The sequence below is a fragment of the Nodularia spumigena CCY9414 genome, assembly GCF_000340565.2.
Lineage (GTDB): Bacteria > Cyanobacteriota > Cyanobacteriia > Cyanobacteriales > Nostocaceae > Nodularia > Nodularia spumigena.
The window spans coordinates 3,627,842-3,628,868 of record NZ_CP007203.1 but is presented as its reverse complement, the minus strand read 5'-3'; the positions used below and the strand labels follow the sequence as shown (position 1 = coordinate 3,628,868).

1 rRNA gene and 2 other annotated features (1 of these 3 only partly in view) are annotated in these 1,027 nt (G+C 52.0%); the gene reads left to right on the top strand.

The window, feature by feature from the left end:
• The first annotated feature begins 79 nt into the window (after positions 1 to 79).
• Positions 80 to 514: a sequence feature (23S ribosomal RNA rRNA prediction is too short), on the top strand.
• Positions 515 to 539: 25 nt separating this feature from the next.
• Positions 540 to 846 (top strand) — a sequence feature (23S ribosomal RNA rRNA prediction is too short).
• Between the two features lie 48 nt (positions 847 to 894).
• Positions 895 to 1,027, top strand: a 16S ribosomal RNA gene (locus tag NSP_RS15750); it runs 1,385 nt beyond the window's last position.

The window sequence follows — 1,027 nt, the reverse complement described above, 5'->3', positions numbered from 1 at the left end:
CCGAACCGACTGATGTTGAAAAATCAGCGGATGAGCTGTGGTTAGGGGTGAAATGCCAATCGAACCAGGAGCTAGCTGGTTCTCCCCGAAATGTGTTTAGGCGCAGCGGTAATGATTAAATCTGGGGGGTAAAGCACTGTTTCGGTGCGGGCTGGGAGACCGGTACCAAATCGAGACAAACTCAGAATACCCAGAGAACACATTGCCAGTGAGACAGTGGGGGATAAGCTTCATTGTCAAGAGGGAAACAGCCCAGACCACCAGCTAAGGTCCCCAAATCATCACTAAGTGATAAAGGAGGTGGGATTGCATAGACAACTAGGAGGTTTGCCTAGAAGCAGCCAACCTTAAAAGAGTGCGTAATAGCTCACTAGTCAAGCGATCCTGCGCCGAAAATGAACGGGGCTAAGTGATGTACCGAAGCTGTGGGATTAATCTAGTATTAATCGGTAGGGGAGCGTTCCGTAATAGGTAGAAGCAGTAGCGGCGAGCAGCTGTGGACGAAACGGAAGTGAGAATGTCGGCTTGAGTAGCGCAAACATTGGTGAGAATCCAATGCCCCGAAACCCTAAGGGTTCCTCCGCCAGGTTCGTCCACGGAGGGTTAGTCGGGTCCTAAGGCGAGGTCGAAGGGCGTAGTCGATGGACACAGGGTGAATAATCCCTGACTACTATGTGGGAGCATTGCGAGGGACGCATGAAAGATAGCCATACCCTGATTGGTTTGGGAGGAGTTTACGAACTCCGCGTGGTGAAGGATAGTGTCAAGAAAAGCTCGTAATGTGATGAAAACATAGTACCCGTACCCGAAACCGACACAGGTAGGGAGGTTGAGAATACCAAGGGGCGCGAGATAACTCTCTCTAAGGAACTCGGCAAAATGGCCCCGTAACTTCGGGAGAAGGGGTGCCCACCTCAGACGTGGGTCGCAGTGAAGAGATCCAGGCGACTGTTTACCAAAAACACAGGTCTCCGCCAACTCGAAAGAGGACGTATGGGGGCTGACGCCTGCCCAGTGCCGGAAGGTT